This is a genomic window from Allobosea psychrotolerans (genome assembly GCF_002917105.1).
In the GTDB taxonomy this organism is placed as follows: domain Bacteria; phylum Pseudomonadota; class Alphaproteobacteria; order Rhizobiales; family Beijerinckiaceae; genus Allobosea; species Allobosea psychrotolerans.
Map to the genome: position 1 here is coordinate 49,107 of NZ_PQFZ01000021.1, position 19,068 is coordinate 68,174.

16 protein-coding genes, 1 tRNA gene and 1 pseudogene are annotated in these 19,068 nt (G+C 61.4%); 4 read left to right on the forward strand and 14 right to left on the reverse strand.

Going from position 1 to position 19,068, the window contains the following annotated elements; translation table 11 throughout:
* The first annotated feature begins 108 nt into the window (after window positions 1-108).
* Window positions 109-816, forward strand: coding sequence for a GntR family transcriptional regulator (locus CYD53_RS25035; RefSeq protein ID WP_103720815.1), 708 nt, complete (start codon window positions 109-111; stop codon window positions 814-816).
* A gap of 309 nt (window positions 817-1,125) precedes the next feature.
* Here the strand turns inward: CYD53_RS25035 and CYD53_RS25040 are convergent.
* Both CYD53_RS25040 and CYD53_RS25045 read right to left on the reverse strand, forming a co-directional pair.
* A tRNA-Arg gene (locus tag CYD53_RS25040) sits at window positions 1,126-1,202 on the reverse strand.
* 155 nt (window positions 1,203-1,357) lie between these two features.
* Entirely contained in the window at window positions 1,358-4,405 is a 3,048-nt protein-coding gene (locus CYD53_RS25045) for a type ISP restriction/modification enzyme (RefSeq protein ID WP_103720816.1), read from the reverse strand.
* Window positions 4,406-4,646: 241 nt separating this feature from the next.
* Here CYD53_RS25045 and CYD53_RS25050 point away from each other — a divergent pair, with 241 nt between their 5' ends.
* Complete coding sequence (locus tag CYD53_RS25050) at window positions 4,647-5,612, forward strand: COG2958 family protein (RefSeq protein WP_103720817.1); 966 nt, start codon at window positions 4,647-4,649, stop codon at window positions 5,610-5,612.
* A 187-nt stretch (window positions 5,613-5,799) separates the two neighbouring features.
* Here CYD53_RS25050 and CYD53_RS25055 read toward each other — a convergent pair whose 3' ends face one another.
* The 7 genes and pseudogenes from CYD53_RS25055 to CYD53_RS25080 form a co-directional block, all read right to left on the reverse strand.
* Window positions 5,800-6,399, reverse strand: a complete 600-nt coding sequence (locus tag CYD53_RS25055; RefSeq protein ID WP_103720818.1) for a PilZ domain-containing protein — start codon at window positions 6,397-6,399, stop codon at window positions 5,800-5,802.
* Between the two features lie 194 nt (window positions 6,400-6,593).
* Window positions 6,594-7,286 carry a 3'-5' exonuclease gene (locus CYD53_RS25060; protein WP_103720819.1) on the reverse strand — a complete coding sequence of 231 codons (693 nt, stop codon included), beginning with the start codon at window positions 7,284-7,286 and terminating at the stop codon, window positions 6,594-6,596.
* 336 nt (window positions 7,287-7,622) lie between these two features.
* Entirely contained in the window at window positions 7,623-8,540 is a 918-nt protein-coding gene (locus CYD53_RS25065; RefSeq protein WP_103720820.1) for a serine hydrolase, read from the reverse strand.
* A gap of 34 nt (window positions 8,541-8,574) precedes the next feature.
* Entirely contained in the window at window positions 8,575-9,387 is an 813-nt protein-coding gene (locus tag CYD53_RS25070) for an ABC transporter permease (protein WP_210202428.1), read from the reverse strand.
* A gap of 4 nt (window positions 9,388-9,391) precedes the next feature.
* Window positions 9,392-9,817, reverse strand: a complete 426-nt coding sequence (locus CYD53_RS25075) for an ABC transporter permease (RefSeq protein ID WP_103720822.1) — start codon at window positions 9,815-9,817, stop codon at window positions 9,392-9,394.
* Between the two features lie 218 nt (window positions 9,818-10,035).
* A pseudogene (locus CYD53_RS30780) lies at window positions 10,036-10,326 on the reverse strand (ABC transporter permease); the annotation flags it as partial.
* Window positions 10,327-10,363: 37 nt separating this feature from the next.
* On the reverse strand, window positions 10,364-11,890 hold the full coding sequence (locus tag CYD53_RS25080; RefSeq protein ID WP_103720857.1) for an ABC transporter substrate-binding protein: 1,527 nt from the start codon (window positions 11,888-11,890) through the stop codon (window positions 10,364-10,366).
* 113 nt (window positions 11,891-12,003) lie between these two features.
* Here CYD53_RS25080 and CYD53_RS25085 point away from each other — a divergent pair, with 113 nt between their 5' ends.
* Together CYD53_RS25085 and CYD53_RS25090 are read left to right on the forward strand one after the other, a co-directional pair.
* Window positions 12,004-12,882, forward strand: coding sequence for a LysR family transcriptional regulator (locus tag CYD53_RS25085; protein ID WP_103720823.1), 879 nt, complete (start codon window positions 12,004-12,006; stop codon window positions 12,880-12,882).
* Window positions 12,879-13,754 carry a LysR substrate-binding domain-containing protein gene (locus CYD53_RS25090; RefSeq protein WP_103720824.1) on the forward strand — a complete coding sequence of 292 codons (876 nt, stop codon included), beginning with the start codon at window positions 12,879-12,881 and terminating at the stop codon, window positions 13,752-13,754. The genes CYD53_RS25085 and CYD53_RS25090 overlap by 4 nt, the downstream gene beginning before the upstream one ends.
* Window positions 13,755-14,220: 466 nt before the next feature.
* Here the strand turns inward: CYD53_RS25090 and CYD53_RS25095 are convergent, their stop codons facing one another.
* The 5 genes from CYD53_RS25095 to CYD53_RS25115 form a co-directional block, all read right to left on the reverse strand.
* Window positions 14,221-14,595, reverse strand: a complete 375-nt coding sequence (locus CYD53_RS25095) for a cytochrome C oxidase subunit IV family protein (protein ID WP_103720825.1) — start codon at window positions 14,593-14,595, stop codon at window positions 14,221-14,223.
* A gap of 11 nt (window positions 14,596-14,606) precedes the next feature.
* Window positions 14,607-15,344 carry a heme-copper oxidase subunit III family protein gene (locus CYD53_RS25100; RefSeq protein WP_103720826.1) on the reverse strand — a complete coding sequence of 246 codons (738 nt, stop codon included), beginning with the start codon at window positions 15,342-15,344 and terminating at the stop codon, window positions 14,607-14,609.
* 11 nt (window positions 15,345-15,355) lie between these two features.
* Complete coding sequence (locus CYD53_RS25105; RefSeq protein ID WP_103720827.1) at window positions 15,356-16,078, reverse strand: cytochrome c oxidase subunit 3; 723 nt, start codon at window positions 16,076-16,078, stop codon at window positions 15,356-15,358.
* A 12-nt stretch (window positions 16,079-16,090) separates the two neighbouring features.
* Entirely contained in the window at window positions 16,091-17,851 is a 1,761-nt protein-coding gene (locus CYD53_RS25110; RefSeq protein ID WP_103720828.1) for a cbb3-type cytochrome c oxidase subunit I, read from the reverse strand.
* A gap of 167 nt (window positions 17,852-18,018) precedes the next feature.
* Window positions 18,019-18,834, reverse strand: a complete 816-nt coding sequence (locus CYD53_RS25115; protein ID WP_103720829.1) for a cytochrome c oxidase subunit II — start codon at window positions 18,832-18,834, stop codon at window positions 18,019-18,021.
* Window positions 18,835-19,068: the final 234 nt, after the last annotated feature.

A 19,068-nucleotide genomic window follows, 5' to 3' on the forward strand; every position in this document is an offset into this window, starting at 1 on the left:
TTTTGTGCACAATCCTGATATGATTGTGCTCATTATAAAGGCGAGCTTACCGAAGCACATGGCAGCGCCGGAGTTGCCGCTGCTGCGTGCAGCGGCGATAGTCGCAGCATGAACGAGCAGGCGATCCATACGATTTTGACCTCCGTCCTGCGGGGTGGGCGGCTGCCGGGCGGGGTCAAGCTCGGCGAGCATCGGCTGGCGGAGATCTTCGGCGTGAGCCGGGAGCGCATCCGCAAGGTGCTGCACCGGCTTGGGCATGAGCGACTGCTCGACATCGTCCGGAACCGGGGCGCGTTCACCGTCGAGCCGGACCTGCGCGAAAGCCATATGGTCTACGAGGCGCGCCGAATCCTGGAGAGCGGCATGGCCGCCCATCTCGCCGACAACCTCACCGATGCGCAGATCGCGCGCCTGCGCGAGCATGTCGACGCCGAAGCGAAGGCGCTGCGGCTGGGCGACCAGGCGACATGGCAACGGCTCTCGGCCGAATTCCACTTCCTGCTGGCGGAGATGACGGGCAACCCGCTTGTTCAGCGCCAGGCGCAGGAGCTGATCAGCCGCACGCTGATGCTGGTCAAGCGCTACGAGACGACAGCGGGCTCGGCCTGCGGTTGCGAGGAGCATCGCGCAATTTTCCGGGCTCTGGCGGCGCAGGAGCGGGGCAAGGCGGTGAAGGCGATGACGGCGCATCTCTCGCTCGTCGAGACGCGCCTGCGGCCGACAATCTGCGAGGAGATCGGCCCCTCCCTCGAAGAGGTGCTCGCAGATGAGATCGCTGTCTTTGCGACCTCGCAGGAGTTTGCCGCCGCGTCGTGACGTCAATCCGTATCGCAGCCTGTGCTGCTAAACTGGAATCGTCCAGCTTTGGAGGGGCCGGGAAACCGGAGGCGGGTCAACGCGTGCGAAGAGATGTCTGGATTCGAGCAAACGGAAGCGATTCGGGCAAATCTTCGAGCGCCCGGCGCCCGTATTGATACACACAGTTCCGGATTGTCAGGTAATCGGAACGCTCATGTCATCGTCGGTCGCATCATCCACGATGTTAGGCATGCGTTCGAGGCGCAAGGCAGCTCGAAGGCCTGCTGACGTTGAAAACCGTGGATTGGATTGGTCAAAAGGTGGAAATGGCGCGCCCGACACGATTCGAACGTGTGACCTTTGCCTTCGGAGGGCAACGCTCTATCCAGCTGAGCTACGGGCGCAATCCGTGGAAGGTGGATAGCTGATTGGCGGGCGCTCGGCAACGAGGGATTTTGCGAGAGAGCGAGGGACCGACGGGCCAAGGTCGCGCGTTCGAAACGCGTCGGATGTGGCGGGTGTGTGGCTGGGCTCTGATTGATCGACGAGCATGCGACGCCTATCGCCTGATCGCCTTCATTGCCTCGGTGATAGCGACGGTCTCGACCGAGACGCGCGTCACGCGCCCGAGCAGGTCGACGACTTTTTCCTTATAGTCGGCGAAGCGATATGTGTTGAACTTCTCGCGGATGGTCGGGTCCTTCGGCGTCTTCTCCTTGTGCTGGTCAAGCACCCAGTCGAGGCCGGAGCGGTTGCCGAGTTTGTAGCTCCAGGCTTCGGGCGGAACGCCGGAAAGCTGAGTCTCGCTGTCGAGGACGATAATGCCGTTGTCGCGATCGGGCTTGAGGATCGGCTTCGGCGTCACGCCGGCGGCGCGCGCCTTCTCATCGGGCGTGTCGAGCCGCAGCAGGGGCCAGGGCTCGACGCTTTCATAGCCGATATGGAGGGTCATCAGCGTCTTACCCCAGCCGGCCCAGCGCCAGAAATCGGGATAGAACGGGATGCGCGGAAACTCGCGCTTGAGGTTCTGCGCATAGGTCTCGCGATAGATCGGGTCGTGCAGCACGCCATAGACGTAGTGGAAGATGTCGTCTTTGGTCAGCATGCGGTCGTCGGGCTTCTTACCGAAGTTGTTCTGGAACTGGGAGAGGCCCCAATCTGTAATATTGTCGCTTCTCTGGCCATCGGAGGTGTAGCGATAGCGAAACAAGCATTGAGTTCCACCGTTTCCATTCTTCAGGAATCCGTAATCGACAATACCTGTAGCGGCAAGGGTTGAAAGTTTGTTGCTCGATGAAACGCACAAAAAAGATATCGTTTTGTTTTCGTGGCCGATAAATCCCGCAAAGCTTCCGACTTCATCGACGATGAACCGAGAAAATGCGATCTGTTTTTTTACGAATGGGCGAAAATCGCCAATCTCAACAGAATTTCGTAAATTAATATTGTTGCTGTCAATTTTTCTTTTTATGTTTCTCGAAAGCTTGACAATAGAATTATCGTATTTGTCGCCATTCTTGATATTTACAATAGATAAATTGAATTTATCCAGTTTGAATTCAAGTTTTTGTGCATTGAAATCATAAACCCATTCGTCGCGACCCGTCATAATGCCAGTCGAATATTCGTCGAATATCGCTCTCTTTTGAGATTTACTGATCGAATTTTTCGTTCTCTTATCTGCGATCGGAACTAAATCGGGCCAGTCGTTATGCGTCAGGTTAAGCCAGTTGTGCTTGCTGTCCGGCGTGATCTGGTCATACGTCAATGCGACTGCCTTCTGGCTGCCTAGCCAAGCCAGCTTGTCTTCCGATGTCTCCAGTTCCGGGCGGCGTGCATAGTGGATGCGGCAGCCTTTATGTTTCCGGTTCTTAACGAGGAATGCGATAGCGATTCCCGTCTGAATGCCGAAGACGTTATGCTTTGTTCCAGATAATTTTGGGTTGGATCTGACGTCGCCGCCAAGATCTATTACGAATATCTCGCTGAATTCGTTTGCCACAACGCTGCGAAAGCCGTCGTATGTTCGGCTTTCAATAAAAGATCGATTGGTAACAAAGGCCAAAACGCCGTCATCATGAAGCCTATCAGATGCCCACCGATAGAAGCGAGCATACATATCATACAACGCCGTCTTCTGAGCTGCCGATTTTTTAACGTAAGTGGATCGAATGCGCTGATCGATTCGCAAATAGGTCCGATTTTTATTATCGTCATTTTCGCTTTGTTGACTGGCATTATACGGAGGATTGCCGATAATTACAGAAATCTTGCGCCGGTTCTGGCGCTTGATGCGCTCGACGTTTTCCGCCGACATCGCGCCGAACAGATCGTGCTGATGGCCGGAGCGGATACCGAGCCCTTCGACATTGTCGAGCGTATCGACGAAGCACAGGCTCGGGAACTCTGCGAACTGGCCGGTAATCGCGGCATAGGTCGCCTCGATGTTCAGATTGGCGACATAATAAGGCAGGATCGCCACCTCGTTGGCGTGCAGCTCCTCTTTGTATTTATGGGTGAGCTTCTGCGGCTGGCCGCGAAAATGCTCCAGCAATTCGCAGATGAAGGTGCCGGTGCCGGTGGCTGGATCGAGAATTTCGACGTCACGGTCGATCAGCGCCTTGCCGAAATGCTTTTGGCAGAGCCAGTCGGCACCCTCGATCATGAAGCGCACAATCTCGTTTGGCGTATAGACCACGCCGAGCCGGTCGGCCGCCTTGGGGTTATAGACCTTGTAGAAATTCTCGTAGATCACCTTCAGGAAGGTCTGCTTCTGGGCATGGCTGGTGATTTGCGCCGCATTGGCGCGGATCGCAGCATAATAGGGCTCCAGCGCCTTGAGCGTGTCCCTCTTTGTCGCGCCGAAGAAGAACTTGGCTTCCAGCCCGTAGAGCGCCTTTGCGATGTTGTTCTCGCGGTGGAAATCGCTGTCGTTGAAGACGTTGGCAAAAATCTCCTCGGTCAGGATGTGCTGGATCAGCATCTCCCTGACATCGGCTTCCGAGACCACTGGATTGATGGTCTGCTTCGCCTGAGCGAGGAAAGTGTTCGCTGCCTCCAGAAACGCGGCATTGCTGGCATAGGCGGCATCGATTTTGGCCCGCAGTGCCTCCAGAACCGCCGGCAAATCGGCCCGGAACTGCGCCACAGCCTTGCGGAACTCGCGGATTTCCTGCCGCTCATAGGAGAAGAATAGCGAGACCAGCTTGCCGAGCTGCGCTACGTCCGTCATCGAGCAGCGTAGCACCTCCTGCCGGTTCTGGATCAGCACCGCCGTGTCGGAGTTCTCGAAGATGATGTTGTCCTGCGGATAGCCCTTGGCGAGCTTCTTGCGGATTTCCTCGTCGAGGTCGTCGCCAGTGTCTTTCGCCTCCCAATAACCGAGCGGCACGCGCAGATCATGCAGGATCGCGCCATCCGGTACGATGCGATTTTTCTGTGGAGATTCAAACGCAAGTTCAGCGACGAAATGTAGGTGGTTCTGCTTCGACCACGCTTTCAGCAAGTCTTTGAAAGCTTCCCGAATGTTATTTTCCGTGACTGACCCGGAAAACTTCCTGACGCGGTCGAGGTCGTTGAGATAGGCTTGGATCAGGATCTGGCTCATGCGCTACCGTTCGCAAGAGCGCGCGCGCGATGCAATAGGTCACTTGAACCTACGCCCCCAAGCATCCCCCTGCAGAGGGTCTGGTTCACCACTTCGGCAAAAAATCTCGGCGGCACCCCACAGGCGCCTCATCTGGGACGGGTGCTGGGTTTGGAGGCTTTGGCCCACCGATCCTCTGATATCATTGACCAGCGACAGGCGCACGTTAGGTTGCAACGGCAACCCGAGGCAACCTCCCGATATGTCGTCCCCGTCTCTTCAGCTGTCAAAAACCGTTCCGGAATTGCTCAAGGAGCGTCCGGAGCAGCGCCTCAAGGCACGCGAGATCGCCGTATTGATCTTAGAGAGGTATCCTGAGGCCTGCGCGGCGAAGAAAGCGAAGAGTCCGACCCTCGAAACGGATGCGGACCTCATCCAGCAGATCGTCGCCGAAATCGGCTCGCAGCGGAAGATAATCCAGGATCGATTTCCCCAAGTCCGTGTAACGGAGAGCCGCCCGCGTCAATTCTATTGGTCGGAGAAGAGCCTCGAGCTCGAGGTCATCGATGCCGAGCAGGCTCCGTCATTGACCCAGATTCCGAGGGCGCAATCCCCCAGCCTTGAAGTTGTGGATTCCGGGCTATCTGAGCACGAGCTCTATCCCTTGCTCGGAGAATATTTCGCGGCGGAGTTCTCTGTTGATGCCATGCGCATCGATGAGCGCCGTTCATCGAACAAGCGTGGGGTCAACGGCAATCGGTGGCTCTATCCCGATGTGGTCGGCATCGAGGATCTGACCCAGGGCTGGCACGATGAACTCAAGCAATGCGTCAGCCAGACAGGAGACTCGCGGGCGAGGCTCTGGTCGGCTGAGGTCAAGCGCCTGCTAAACCGTTCGAATGTGCGCGAGGCTTATTTCCAAGCGGTTTCAAACTCGACCTGGTCGAATATCGCCTACCTCGTAACCGCCGAGGTCGAAGGCGTGGATACGATGCAGGAGCTACGCATGCTTTATGCGCTGCACGGTGTCGGCGTCATCCGGCTGGACTGCGATAATCCGTCAGAGAGCCAGGTTTTGATCCCCGCGCGAGAGCGCGCGGCCGTCGACTGGACGACTTGCAATCGCCTTGTCGAGGAGAACCCGGACTTCAGGCAGTTCATAAAGCGCGTTCGCCACTTCTATCAGACCGGCGATCGTCAGCAGGGCTGGGCGCTCCGAAGGCCATAGCGGCGCCGCATGCGCTTACTGGGGCAGTCGCCTCGTCGAGCGCGGCGCGGTTGTACCGATCACAGACCGGACCGTCGGCGAATATCGGGTAAGTCATATAAATAATTGAAAATATTTGATAATTTCGAAATCAAAGAGGCGCGCAGCCTGCTTCGCAGGGCAACGCTCTATCCAGCGCAGGCATTCTCTAGAGGACAATGTCCCTGTGCCATTCGTCGGCCGATATTGGCCGGGCAAAGGCGACGGCATAGCCCCCGTTCATGACCCGAGTCACACGAGCGGATCTGCTACCGACCTTGAAGCTGATGTCGGGCGGTATGGTGAGTTGCGTCGCAAATGCGACCCCCTCCATTGAAGCATCCAGGATTCGCGCTGGGGCCGAGCGACCATCGGGAAGGGTCACCACGCTGAACGCATGGGTCAGGGAGATCCGCTCATGCTTACGATTGTCGGGCAAGCCCAGGTCGTCGCGGTTGCCCAGCCACGTCAGAGTCGACGCCGTCTTCTCGAGTTTGCGCATCGTCGATTTGACGCTGATTGCGAACCGGTCGCGGAGGATGCGCGTTACGGTCCCCTCGATACGGCCAAGCTCGGAAAAATAGCCGACGATACGTTGGCCCTTGTAGGGGGCGACCGCAGACTTGATCATGAGGCCGCCGGGCGAGGCGTTCACTGTCTCGCAACCATGCTCCGAGTGGTCGGGGAGCATAAGACGTCCCGGAACTGCGACCTGCAGCCTGTAGTGACGCCGTCGATCCAAGTCAGATCCGTTTTGGGCTGCGAACATGACCGGACAGTAGCATGCGAGCACTTACGATCGGGTAAAGTCACTCCCTCAATAAGCGACGGAGTTTCTGAACCGCATCAGGTGTCCCGGAGGCCGCTTCGTTTGAGACACGCCGCCTTCGTCCTGCTCGGCAAGATCCGGATGGTGTGGCGAGCCAAAACCAACGATCGTCCCGCAGCAGGCGGTCATCTGGGCTAGTGCACCGAGCTGGCGCTCTGCGTAACACTCCCGGCCGATCCGGAATTGCGCTGCGACGCAGAGTCCGGACTGCCTAACGCCGCCAGCCAGTCATAGGCTCCCGCAATCCGAACACGCTGCAGTCGGTGCAGCATGTCGTGATCGAAATGCTCGGGGCGACAGCGAGAGCGCGCGTCGGCGCAAATGCGATCGAACAGCTGCGTGGTCACAAACGTATCCGCACTGGCTCTATGCAGGCGTCCGGAAGGCACAATGCCCATTTCGCCGACAAGGCTGCCCAGTCGATAACTTGCCCGGCCTGGAAATAGGCGTCGAGCCAGGAGGAGCGTGCAAAGAGTGCGAACGCGTTGCCCTTCAAGGAAATCATTCGCCTCGTGCTCGTAAAATTTTCGATCGAACCCTGCATTATGGCAAACGATCGGCGATGATCCGATGAAAGACGTCAGCTGACGCATGGCTGCGGCCGTGGTCGGCGCGCCCTCCAGCATCGCAGTGGTTATACCGGTGATCTGCGTGATCTCGGCCGGCACGCGAACGCCCGGGTCGACGAAGGTCAGGAATTCTTGGCCGACCCGACCATCCACCACTTCGCGAGCCGACACCTCGATCACGCGTGCGCCCATGGCCGGGCTGAGTCCGGTCGTCTCGAAGTCGAGCACGACAAAGCGTCCGCTAGGAATGCTGTTCAAGGTCGGGCTCTCCGCGCCTGCTTCATCGATTCGAAAGCAAGGATATCATCCAGCGATGATGGGGCCGCGCCGAAATTTTTTCGGCTATTCGAGCCGATGGTCAGCTGAATGTGGCGCGGTCGTGCCGAACCGAAACGTGGTCGTATCTCACCCGAGAATTCGCGGCGCAAGCTGCTGTCGATGCAGGGTGATTTTGGTAGTGCCTCGGGCGCGAACCCAGCTTCGGAGGGACCTGCTCCCTCGGCAGACTGACTTTAGCAGGCAGTATTCTCCAGGGGGGGCGAGGCGCAGCTTCAGTGTCGCGTCGTGTAGAGCTCGATGAGATTTCAACGAGAATCAAAGCGTTAGGATCTCTTTCGCAGCGATGGATCCTAGCTGCGGCAGAAACCCGTCATCCTCAGCGATCGCCTCGCCTTGTGAAAACACTGTCAGGATGAACTCGACGCCATTTGGCAGAACGGCCCGAAGCGCGTCATGACGTCGAAAATCCGCGCGCGCGTCACCGAGCCAGCGAGTGCGCCCAGCTTTCGACCAGATCTGCGTTCCTTCAGGCGTGCCGCCGGCCAAATAGCCCGTGACCTGATAGGCTCCCCGCTGACGGAAGGGGCTCGCTAGATCGCGGGCGAGTAGATTCTGGACCTTCACTCGTCTCGCCTCGGTCAGCACCGAGCCATGGAAGATCGCGTGCATCAAGCTGGCCATCGCCATCGGCGTGAGGGCGTTGTGGCCGGCGGGCGAGCGGTCGAGACCGATCTTTTCCCGGCCATAGCGCAGGTCGTCCATCAGCTTCTGATTGAGATTGATCCCGGCCAGCCCCGGCGAGCCGAGCTGCACGAAGAAGCGATTGACGACCTGACGTCGATCCATCCACGCTGCCATCTCCGATTCAGAAAGTAGCGTATCCCCGGTCGTTCCAGACAGCAGGTCGATGACGTAATTGGTCGCGGAATTCGAGGACCAGAGAATCATGTCGCGCATGGCGCGATCCAGCTCCTCGTGCTCGGTGAGATGCCCCGCTTCCAGCGCGGCCTGCGCTGCGACGAGGAAGAAGACCTTGACCAGCGAACAAGGGTAGCTGAGCCAGTCGGGCCGAAGCGCAGCGCCCTTGGGCCGCCCGCCATCCGGCGCGGGCTGAAGCAGCACGAAGCCGAACTGCTCGGTCGGAACACTACGTTCGCGGAAGATGGCCTGCGCCTTCGCCGTCAGCAGCGTGCCGATGCGCTGCAGGTTTTCGTCGGTGTCGAAAAGGCTCATGGCGCACCTGTCGCAGGCTGGTCGGAAAAGGAGATCAGCCCTTGGGCCGAAGGGCGGTGTCGAGGCCTTCGCCGATCAGTGCGAAGGTGACGCCGGTGTAGATGATCGCGAATCCCGGAAAGGTTCCGATCCACCAGGCATCGAACAGGAACTGGCGCCCGTCCGAGATCATAAGCCCCCATTCCGGCGTCGGTGGCTGGATGCCGAGGCCGAGGAAGCTGAGCGAGGTCACGGCGAGGATGGTCAGCACCACGTCGGCCATCGCGTAGACGATCGCCGGGTTCACGGCGTTTGGCAGGATATGGGCGGTGATGATCCGCGGTGTTGTGCAGCCGAGGCTGCGCGCCGCCTGGACGAATTCGAGATTGCGCAGCACCAGCACTTCGCCGCGCACGATGCGGGCGAACGAGATCCAGTTCACCAGAAGGAAGGCCAGGTAGAGATTGGCCTCGCCCGGTCCCAGCACGCCGACGATGGCGATGACGAGCACATAGAAGGGGAAGGCCCAGAAGATGTCGGTGACGCGCATGATCAAGGTGTCGATGCGCCCGCCGATGAAGCCGGAGATCGCGCCGATCACCACGCCAAGAAGGGCCGGCGCGACGACGCAGATCAGCGCGACCTTGAGATCGACATAGCCGCCGACCAGCACGCGCGAGGCGACATCGCGACCGAGATCGTCGGTGCCGAACCAGTTCGACAGGGAGGGCGGCTGGAGCGTGTTGCCGTAGACGACTTCGAAGGGATCGTGCGGTGTCCAGATCTGGCCGAGCGCGACGAAGGCTGCGAGCAGCGCCAGCATAGCGAGCCCGATGAAGAGGCTCGGATTGGAGCGGAGACGGCTCATCGATTCACTCCAGCCTGATGCGGGGATCGGCGAGCGCATAGGCGAGGTCGGTCGCCAGATTGATCAGCACGACGAGGACGGCGAAGACGATGGTGAGCCCCTGGATCAGCGGATAGTCGCGGGCGAAGATTGACTCGACGAAAAGCGAGCCGAGCCCCGGCAAGGCGAAGACGGTCTCGATCACCACCGTGCCACCGATCACCCAGCTCGTATGCGCGCCGAGCACCGAGATCGAGCTGATCAGCGCATTGGGCAGCACATGGACACCCATGAGGCGGCCCGGGCCGGCGCCCTTGGCGCGCGCCGTCGTGACATAGTCCGAGCCGAGCACGGCGAGGATGGCGCTGCGCAGGCTGCGGATCGTGAGAGAGGCAGTGGCCAACGCGATGACGAGAGCCGGCAGCGTCGTGTGGTGCAGGCGCGAGAGCATGTCGTCGCATAGCCCGAGGTCGGGAACAGCGGCAGCCAGATTGCAAATAGGATGACGAAGATCAGGCCGAGCCAGAAGGATGGCATCGCGATCACGGTGGTGAAGGCGAGCTTGATCGCGAGGTCGACCGGCCCGCCGCGCCGCGTTGCCGACCAGAGCGCGAGCGGCACTGTCATCACCACGGCGAGTACTGTCGAATAGGCGACGAGCCACAGGGTGGCCGGCAGCCGCTCGAGCACGAGCTGCATCACCGGCCGGGCATGCACGACCGAGCGGCCGAGGCTGCCTGAACCGATATCGGCGAGGAAAAGCAGATACTGACGCCAGAGCGGCAGGTCGAGGCCGAGTCGCTGCTTCATCAGCGCGATCTCCTCGGGACCACCGCGTGCACCGAGGAGGAGCGTCGCAGGGTCGCCGGGGAGGGCGCGCAGCAGCAGGAAACAGGCCAGCGTGATGCCGAAGAGGACCGGCACCAACTGGGCGAGGCGCTTGACGATGTAGATCAGCATGGCGGTGCGGCAGGAACGGCGTGGCAGCGCCCGTCCGTCACTTCAGCTTCACGTCCTCAAGGCGGAAATTCGAGGTCGGCAACACCTCGAAGCCCTCGACATTGCTGCGATAGGCATAGGAAGTGCCGGGATAGAACAGGAAGACCGAGGGCGCTCCGTCATGGGCGAGCTTGATGATTTCCTGGAACATCTTGCCCCGCTCCGGCCCGTCGGCCGTGACGCGCTCCTTCTCGTAGAGCTCGTTCACGCGTTCGTTCTTCCACTCAGTATGATAGGCGTTGGCGCGCTCGGGATTGACGAGCAGGAAGCCGACGAGCTGATCCGGGTCGATCGTGTCGCTGGTCGCATAGGCGACGGCCATCTCGTAGTCGCCGGCCTTTGTCGTGGTCCAGTGCGTGCCGCCTTCGACGAGGCGGATATCAGCCGTGATACCGATCTGCTTCAGCGCGGCCTGAAGGGCCTGGCCGAGCTGGCGATGCAGCGGCTTGCTGGAATCGACGAGCAGCGACGTCTTGAAGCCGTCCTTGTAGCCGGCTTCCGCCAGCAGGGCCTTGGCTTTGGCAATGTCGTGCGCATAGGGCTTCAGGTCCGGATCGGCATAGGCCATCGGCGGCATCGGCGAATTCGAGACCTTGCCGGTTCCGTAGAGCAGCGCCTTGAGCAATCCCTCCTTGTCGACGGCATAGTTCAGGGCCTGCCGGACGCGCAGGTCGTCGAAGGGCTTCTTCTTAGTGTTCATCAGCACGAAATCGGTACGGAAGACGTTGGCGACGGCCGTCTTGATCTTGCCGTCGCGCGCCAACGCTTGGAGCTGGTTGAGGGGAATGTCGATCGCGGCGTCGACCTCGCCGGCCTGCAGCTTCAACACACGGCTGTTGCCTTCGGGGATGACCATCAGCTCGGCGCCGTCGAGATCGGGCTTGCCGGCCTGCCAGTAGTTCGCGTTCTTTTTGAGAGACAGCCCCTGTCCCTTGTTCCAGGCTGCGACGGCGAAGGGGCCGCTGCCGATCGGCTTGTCGAAGAACTTGTCGCCCGCCGCCTCGAAAGCCTTCTGCGGCAGGATCGCCGAAGAAAACAGGGCGAGGTTGTTGAGAAGTGGTGTGAACACCTTCTTGAGCTTGAGCACGACGGTGCGATCGTCCGGCGTCTCGATCGTCTCAATGCCGGAGAAGAAGCGCTTCCAACTCGAGGCATCGCTGCCGGCGCGCTTCAGCGAGAAGGCGACATCAGCGGCCGTCACCGATGTCCCATCGGAGAACTTCGCCTCGCGCAGCCTGAAGCTGTAGGTCATGCCGTCGTCGCTGACCTTCCAGCTCTCGGCGAGGCCGGGCTCCAACTTCGTGGCATCTTTGCTGGGCCGCAGCAGCGTGTCGAAGATCAGGAGCTGCGCGTAGATCGAGGCGTTGTCGCTGGTCGCGATCGGGTCGAGCGAGACGAGGTCCTGGGTCTGCGCCAGCCTGAGGGTGCCCTTGGCGAGCGCCGCGGATGGCGCGGTCACGAGCGCCGAGGCGCCGATGGCGAGCGCGAGCGCGCCGGCCGAAATCAACGAGCGAAGCTTGGTCATACCGATCCCCTGGTTCATTGGCCGCGCCAAGGCGACGAGTTGCATCCTTCCACGACGGCCTCTAGTCCTTCCAATGAAACATTCGGCAAGATCATCGACCGTTTGGAATAGATATGAAGCTGGCCTCGTTGCGCGCGATCGATGCTTTCGTCCGACTCGGTGGAACCGGCGAGGCGGCGCAGGGCCTTGGCATCAGCCAGTCGGCGGTGATCAAGACATTGCGGCAAGCCGAGGAAGAGCTCGATCTGAGCCTCGCCACGACCATCCAGGGCCGCCTCGTGCCGACCCCGGAGGCTCAGTCGCTCGTCCGGCAGGCCCAACCGCTCTTCGGTGCGTTGAGGCGCGCCCGTCATGAAGCGGACATGATCCGGGTCGGCATGGTCAATCGGCTGAGGGTGGCGACCGTGCCCGGCCTCGCCCACAGCATCCTTCCGCCGGCCATCACCCGAACGCGGCGAGCGCTCGATGAGTCGGCAGCGGTAGAGATCATGTTCGACCATGTGCGGGAGCATCTCGCCACGGGTGAGGCCGATCTCGGCATTTCCTATGGTCCTATGAGAGCAGACGACATTGAGGATGTGGCGCTGGGGCAAAGCCCACTGGTCTGCGTGCTCTCGCGCGATCATCCACTCGCCCGGCGAACGGATCTCAGTAGGGGCGATGTCGAGGGAGAGCGCCTGATCAGCTATGGACCGGACGGCGTCAGCGCGTCCGACAGTTTCCAGGAGGCACTGACGAGCGCAGGCCTGTCCGAGCGGGTCGCCATCACCGTTCGTCACACGGATACGGCCTGCCATCTCGCCCGCGAGGGCGTCGGCATCGCCCTGGTCGACGGGTTCGTGATCAGCAGCAATCTGGTTGAAGGCCTCGCCGCGCTGCCGCTGGAGCAAAGCCCACTGGTGACGGCCTATGCCCATCATCGCCGGCACTCGCCTCTCGATCGCGCAGCCCGATTGCTCTTGGCGCAATTGCAGGAGCGATCCGGGTCATGAAGGCATTCACGCCCGCTCATGCCGCGGTCCTTCGCGCGGTCCATCACTTCGGCACGACCGTCGAAGCGGCACATCGACTCCACCTTACCCAGTCGGCCATCAGCAAGATCATAGCGCGTAGCGAAGCCAGCCTTGGCGTCGCCGTCTTCGAGCGTCGGGAGGGGCGCCTGGTGCTCCGCCCCGAGGCCACCGCCCTGATGACTGCGCTCGACTCGGTCGATCAGGAGTGGCGCGAGCTGCGAGCCGCCGCGACCCGGTTGCGCGCCGGCCGGGAAACGCCGCTGCGCATTGCCTCGACGCCGAGCATCGGCCACGGACTCATCGCCCGCGCCTTGCGTCGCCTGACAGAGGAATATCCGCAGGTACGGGTCGAGCTGATCATGGGCGACGCACCCACGGAACTCTCCCTGGGGACAGCCGATATAGGCCTGATGTTCTCTCCGCGCGTGACCGACGACATCACGCTGACCCCCCTGGCCGGCGGCGAGATCATCGCGCTGGTGCGAGAGGACGATCTTCTGGCGAAGCGGCGCGTCGTCAGCCTGCATGACCTGAAAACTCGGCGCATGATCTGCTTCGATCGCGAGAAGTCGCCGCTCGGCTGGCTCATTGCGCAGTGCTACGAGAGGGAGGGGCTCGAATATGCCCCGTTCATGACCGTTCCCTACAGCATTTCAGCGGCGCATCTGCTGGCGGAGCCCGGGGATGTTACGCTGATCGACAGCCTTCTGACGCAAGCGCAGCGCTTCGATGGGCTGGCTCAGCTTTCCTTGGAACCGCAGATCCCCACCACGATCTGTCTCATGACGATGCGCAGCCGGCCGCTTTCGCGATTGGCAGCACGCTTTGTCGAGATAGTCCGCAATCAGTGATCGTGCACGCCGCGCATAGCTCGAGCCAAACGTCGGCGAACAGAACTTCTGAAGTGATAACTTGATGCTCTGTGGCTCAGTTGTGCCGTCTTCTCGGAAACTGGCCCGGATCGGCTGTAGTGTCAGCTTAAGATCTTGATATATTGATGTAATTTCTGGAGCGCAGAGCCGCGATTCCCCAACTTCTGAGGGCAACGCTCTATCCGACTGAGCTACGGGCGCAATCCGTCGAGTGTGGACAGCTGATTGCCGTGCGCTCGGCAACGAGGGATTTTGCGATCGAGCGAGGGCCCTGGCAGCAGCGGGCTGCGCTTGTCGTCAAGCGAGAAGCCATCCGAATTCAATAGGCAATGCCTCTATGACAAATCGAGCAGTCGGTCTTCTTCGTCTTGACGACCGAGAGCGGATCCTTCGCCGTCGTCTCGTAGTCGAGCGAGCCGGCGAAGGGCGGGTTGGCGAGCCCTCATCAACCGGCCGAGAAGAAGGTCACCCGGGACAGCAAGGTGTAGTCCGATTCGAAAACCATGATCCCGACGAAGACCAGCAGCAGCGTCGGCGGCAGCAGGATCGCATAGATGAAGGCCAGTCGCTCCCAGGCCATGTGCATGAAGACGGCGACGATCAAGCCGGCCTTCAGCGCCATGAAGCTCAGGATGAGCGACCAGCGCAGATAGCCGGCGAGCTGGAAATAATCGACCAGATAGGAGCAGGTGCTGAGGATGAACAGCCAGGCCCAGACCACGAGATAGAGCCGGATCGGGTGGTGCTGCACCTCGCCCTTGGTCGCAGGCTGGCCCTCGGTCGCAGGCTGCATCTCGGCGTGGCTCGTCGTTTGCGACATGGCGGCCTCCCTCACCAGAGATAGAACAGCGCGAAGATGAAGACCCAGACGAGATCGACGAAGTGCCAGTAGAGCCCGGTGATCTCGACGATTTCGTAATTGCCCTTCCGGCTGGTGAAGAAGCCGCGCCGCCCGCCGTCGAAATCGCCGCGCCAGACCTTGCGGGCGATGATCAGGAGGAAGATCACGCCGATCGTGACATGCGTGCCGTGGAAGCCGGTGATCATGAAGAAGCTCGCGCCGAACTGCTCCGCGCCCCAGGGATTCCCCCAGGGGCGGACCCCTTCCGAGATCAGCTTGGTCCATTCGAAGGCCTGCATCCCGACAAAGGCCGCGCCGAGCAGGGCGGTCGCCAGCATCAGGGCCGCCGTCTTGCGGCGGTCGCGGCGGTAGCCGAAATTGACCGCCATCGCCATCGTGCCGCTGCTGCTGATCAGGACGAAGGTCATGATCGCAATCAGGAGGAGTGGAAAATGGTGGCCTGAGACCTCCAGCGCGAAGACCTCGCTGGGCATGGGCCAGGGCACGGTCGTCGACATCCTGGCCGTCATATAGGCGATGAGGAAGCAGCTGAAGACGAAGGTGTCGCTGAGCAGGAACACCCACATCATGGCCTTGCCCCAGGACACGGTCCTGAAGGCGCGCTGGTCCGACGACCAGTCCGCGACGGTGCCGCGCCAGCCGGTGGCGGGGGCGATCTTGGCATTGGCGATCTTGGCATTCGGGGTGGTCGGCGCGAGCTCATTCATCGGTGCAACCTTCAACTCAGCAATCCGCGGCAGATCTCGATGAGATCGTCGGTCCAGCGCATCAGCAGGCTGAACAGGACGAGCCAGACCAGGAGCAGGAAGTGCCAATAGGTGGTGCAGAGCTCCACGCTGAGGCGCAGGCGAGCGAGCGCTTGCGGCGGGCTCGTCCCGGTCAGGGCGAAGGCCGTGACGGCCGTGCGGTTCAACACCACCAGCCCGCCCAGCATGTGCAGCCCGTGAAGCGCGGTGACCAGATAGAAGAAGGCGCTGGCCGGGTTGGCCGCGCTGAAATAGCCGGAAGCCGCAAGCTCCCGCCATGCCAGCACCTGGCAGGCCAGAAAGGCGAGCGAAGTCGCCACGGTCGCGACAAGGCCGGAGCGGATGCCGTCAAGCTCGTCACGGCGCGCCGCGATCACCGTCGTGTGCAGCACGATGCTGCTCAGCAGCAGCAGCCCGCTGCTGAACCACAGCACGGTCGGCATCGGCAGCGAACGCCAGTCCGCCATGCCCATGCGCATCGAATAGGCGCTGACGAGGAGCGAAAACAGCGAGCCGGCGACGACCAGGAAGGTGCCGAGGCCGAGCTTCGCGATCCGCCGAGGTGACGATCGCGCACTCCCGCTATCGCCGATCACGCCGACCTCCAGCCAGGGCCTGGTGGCCAGACCCTGGCCCGACAGCCACCAGCCGGCGAGCGCTGCCATGACGAGCATGAAGATGACGATCACGATCATGTCGGCCCCTCCTCACGCGGTCCCTGGATCGGGAGGCTGGTTCTGCGGCAGGAAATCCTGCGCAGCGCCGGGCACGCTGTAGTCATAGGCCCAGCGATAGACCACGGGCAGGGTCTGGCCCCAGTTGCCATGGGCCGGCGGCGTCTGCGGCGTCTGCCATTCCAGCGTCGTCGCACGCCAGGGGTTGCCACCGGCCGGGCGGCCTTTCCTGAGGCTCCAGGCGAGGTTGAAGACGAAGACGAGCTGGGCTGCGCCGACGATCAGGGCGACGATCGTGATGAAGGCGTTCAGGGTCGCGGTCGATGGCGGGACGAACGCCATCTCGCCCATCTCATGATAGCGGCGCGGCACGCCCATCAGCCCGATATAATGCATCGGGAAGAAGATCAGATAGGCGCCGAGGAAGGTGACCCAGAAATGCAGCCTCGCGAGCGCGTCATCGAGCATGCGCCCGGTGATCTTCGGATACCAATGGTAGATCGCGCCGAAGACCACGAGGATCGGCGCGACACCCATCACCATGTGGAAATGCGCGACGACGAACATCGTGTCGGAGAGCGGCACATCGACGACGACATTGCCGAGGAACAGTCCGGTCAGCCCGCCATTCACGAAGGTCACGATGAAGCCGAGCGCAAACAGCATCGGCGGCGTGAAATGGATGTCGCCGCGCCAGAGCGTCAGCACCCAGTTATAGACCTTGATCGCGGTGGGAATGGCGATGATCAGCGTCGTGGTGGCGAAGAAGAACCCGAAAGAGGGGTGCATGCCGCTGACATACATATGGTGCGCCCAGACGACGAAGCTCAGCGCCCCGATCGCGACCAGCGCCCAGACCATCATGCGATAGCCGAAGATGTTCTTCCGCGCATGGGTGCTGATCAGGTCGGAGACGATGCCGAAGGCCGGCAGCGCGACGATGTAGACCTCCGGATGGCCGAAGAACCAGAACAGGTGCTGGAACAGGATCGGGCTGCCGCCCTTGTGGCCCAACTGCTCGCCCATCGCGACGATGGCCGGCATGAAGAAGCTCGTGCCGATGAGCCGGTCGAGGAGCATCATCACGGCGCCGACGAAGAGCGCCGGGAAGGCCAGAAGCGCCATGATCGTGGCGGTGAAGATGCCCCAGATCGTCAGCGGCATCCGCATCAGCGTCATCCCCCTGCAGCGCCCCTGCAGCACGGTCACGACATAGTTCAGCCCGCCCATGGTGAAGCCGATGATGAACAGCATCAGCGAGACCAGCAGCACGATGATGCCCCATTGCTGGCCCGGCGTGTTGGCGAGGATCGCCTGCGGCGGATAGAGCGTCCAGCCCGCGCCCGTCGGCCCGCCCGGCACGAAGAAACCGCCGGCGAGGACCAGCACGGCCAGGAAATAGATCCAGAAGCTCAGCATGTTCACATAGGGGAACACCATGTCCCGCGCGCCGAGCATCAGCGGGATCAGGTAGTTCCCGAACCCGCCGAGAAACAAGGCGGTCAGCAGGTAGATCACCATGATCATCCCATGCATGGTGATGAACTGGTAATAGCGCTCCGCGTCGATGAAGGAGAGCAGGCCGGGAAAGGCGATCTGCATGCGCATCAGCCAGGACAGCACCAGCGCGACGAGTCCGATCGCCAGCGCCGTCAGCGCATACTGAATGGCGATCACCTTGGCGTCCTGGGAGAAGACGTATTTCGTGATCCAGCTCTTGGGATGATAGAGCTCGACATCGTCGATGCCGCCGGCCGACAGCGGTTCCAGAGTGCCGTGTGTCACATCCGTCATCAGGACACCCTCCCACTCGATTTCAGACGAGGCGGCCCGATGCCGGGCTCACCGCATTGCCGCCCCTAGAGCCGTTTCCGTTTCCATCGGATCGTTCAACAGCTCCAGCTCCTTGTTTCAGCGCGTTTTCCTGGCGCGAACCGGTGTCCACTTCACTCGGAAACGCTCTAGTTCCTCGCCTGCCTCTTGGCCGGAGCCTGGAGCTGGGCGAAGGTTTTCTGTTGCTGTAGCCAGGCCCGATAGTCGCCCTCCGGCTCGACCACGACGCCGCCGCGCATGAAGCTGTGGCCGGTGCTGCAGAGTTCGGCGCACAGCGCCTCGAAAGTCCCGGTCCGCGTCGGCGTGAGCCAGTAATAGGTGACGGTGCCGGGGATCATGTCCATCTTGGCGCGGAATTCCGGCACGTAGAAATCATGCACGACGTCGAGCGAGCGGAGCAGCATCCTGACCGGCTTCTCGAGCTGGAGATGGAGCTGATCGCCCTGGATGATGATGTCGTCCTGCCCGTGCGGATCCTTCGGGTCGAGGCCCAGCGGGTTCTCCGGGCTGACATGGGCAACATCGGTGGCGCCGAGCCGGCCATCCGCGCCGGGAAGCCGGTAGCTCCATTGCCATTGCTGGCCCACGATCTCGACGGTGGCGGCGTCCTTCGGCACGGTGACGAACTGGCCCCAGACCACGAGACCGGGTGCCAGCATGGCCGCCACCCCAACGCCCGTGCCGATCGCGAGCCACCATTCGAGCCGCTTGTTCTCGGGCTCATAGGCGGCCCGGCTACCCTCGCGATGGCGGAAGCGGAAGACGCAATAGGCCATGAACAGCACGACGGCGGCGAAGACGGCGCCGGTGATCCAGAAGGTGATGATGATGGTGTTGTCGATATAGCGCCAGTTCGAAGCGATCGGCGTCCACCACCACGGACTCAGGAAGTGAAACACCACCGAGCCGATCACCACCAAAGCCAGTGCGACTGCGATACCCATGCTCTGTCATCCTTGCCCAGGGCGGCGATGAACAGGAACCAAGGAGCGCCGCGGCGCTTGCGTCGCGACGTTACGAAGACGAAGTCTCGCTCAGTATGAAAACGACGAATCGGCCCGGAAAGCGTCCGGGCCTGCTATGGGAAACGGACGGATCAAGGCGCTGAGGCGCGGCCGCAAATGAATGCCGTGGGGCGCGGGCTCGGCTGAGCGCGCTCGCAGGTTTCAGGCGTTTCT

Bases quoted from the DNA above. Each gene is read 5' to 3' on its own strand.
- CYD53_RS25095 (WP_103720825.1), bottom strand. From the start codon at position 14,595: ATGTCGCAAACGACGAGCCACGCCGAGATGCAGCCTGCGACCGAGGGC.
- CYD53_RS25050 (WP_103720817.1), top strand. From the start codon at position 4,647: ATGTCGTCCCCGTCTCTTCAGCTGTCAAAAACCGTTCCGGAATTGCTC.
- CYD53_RS25070 (WP_210202428.1), bottom strand. From the start codon at position 9,387: ATGAGCCGTCTCCGCTCCAATCCGAGCCTCTTCATCGGGCTCGCTATG.
- CYD53_RS25090 (WP_103720824.1), top strand. From the start codon at position 12,879: ATGAAGGCATTCACGCCCGCTCATGCCGCGGTCCTTCGCGCGGTCCAT.
- CYD53_RS25085 (WP_103720823.1), top strand. From the start codon at position 12,004: ATGAAGCTGGCCTCGTTGCGCGCGATCGATGCTTTCGTCCGACTCGGT.
- CYD53_RS25100 (WP_103720826.1), bottom strand. From the start codon at position 15,344: ATGAATGAGCTCGCGCCGACCACCCCGAATGCCAAGATCGCCAATGCC.
- CYD53_RS25045 (WP_103720816.1), bottom strand. From the start codon at position 4,405: ATGAGCCAGATCCTGATCCAAGCCTATCTCAACGACCTCGACCGCGTC.
- CYD53_RS25110 (WP_103720828.1), bottom strand. From the start codon at position 17,851: ATGACGGATGTGACACACGGCACTCTGGAACCGCTGTCGGCCGGCGGC.
- CYD53_RS25055 (WP_103720818.1), bottom strand. From the start codon at position 6,399: ATGTTCGCAGCCCAAAACGGATCTGACTTGGATCGACGGCGTCACTAC.
- CYD53_RS25080 (WP_103720857.1), bottom strand. From the start codon at position 11,890: ATGACCAAGCTTCGCTCGTTGATTTCGGCCGGCGCGCTCGCGCTCGCC.
- CYD53_RS25065 (WP_103720820.1), bottom strand. From the start codon at position 8,540: ATGAGCCTTTTCGACACCGACGAAAACCTGCAGCGCATCGGCACGCTG.
- CYD53_RS25075 (WP_103720822.1), bottom strand. From the start codon at position 9,817: ATGCTCTCGCGCCTGCACCACACGACGCTGCCGGCTCTCGTCATCGCG.
- CYD53_RS25035 (WP_103720815.1), top strand. From the start codon at position 109: ATGAACGAGCAGGCGATCCATACGATTTTGACCTCCGTCCTGCGGGGT.
- CYD53_RS25115 (WP_103720829.1), bottom strand. From the start codon at position 18,834: ATGGGTATCGCAGTCGCACTGGCTTTGGTGGTGATCGGCTCGGTGGTG.
- CYD53_RS25105 (WP_103720827.1), bottom strand. From the start codon at position 16,078: ATGATCGTGATCGTCATCTTCATGCTCGTCATGGCAGCGCTCGCCGGC.